The following is a 681-nucleotide window of genomic DNA, read 5'->3' on the forward strand; positions in this document are numbered from 1 at the left end:
AGGCGTGCGCTCTGACCAACTGAGCTATAGGCCCAGATATTACCCCAAAAAGTGACGTGATGCTTCGAAGCATATTCCGAGTACTTTTCGGGGGCCCCAAAGCCTATTTGGGTATGCTCCTTCAAAACTGAACAGCGAACGGGCGTTAACTAGCCGAAGCTCCGTAGAAAGGAGGTGATCCATCCGCACCTTCCGGTACGGATACCTTGTTACGACTTCACCCCAATCATCTACCCCACCTTCGGCGGCTGGCTCCTTGCGGTTACCTCACCGACTTCGGGTGTTGCAAACTCTCGTGGTGTGACGGGCGGTGTGTACAAGGCCCGGGAACGTATTCACCGCGGCATGTTGATCCGCGATTACTAGCGATTCCGACTTCATGCAGGCGAGTTGCAGCCTGCAATCCGAACTGAGACTGGTTTTAAGAGATTGGCTTACCCTCGCGGGCTTGCGTCCCGTTGTACCAGCCATTGTAGCACGTGTGTAGCCCAGGTCATAAGGGGCATGATGATTTGACGTCATCCCCGCCTTCCTCCGTCTTGTCGACGGCAGTCTCTCTAGAGTGCCCAACTGAATGCTGGCAACTAAAGATAAGGGTTGCGCTCGTTGCGGGACTTAACCCAACATCTCACGACACGAGCTGACGACAACCATGCACCACCTGTCACCGCTGCCCCGAAG

1 rRNA gene (only partly in view) is annotated in these 681 nt (G+C 55.1%); it reads right to left on the minus strand.

Annotation, left to right across the window (positions count from 1 at the left end):
* Positions 1-167: 167 nt before the first annotated feature.
* Positions 168-681: ribosomal RNA gene (locus M516_RS0121995) — 16S ribosomal RNA — on the minus strand; it runs 993 nt beyond the window's last position.

It is taken from the genome of Brevibacillus thermoruber 423, from assembly GCF_000454065.1.
Taxonomy (GTDB): Bacteria; Bacillota; Bacilli; order Brevibacillales; family Brevibacillaceae; genus Brevibacillus; species Brevibacillus thermoruber.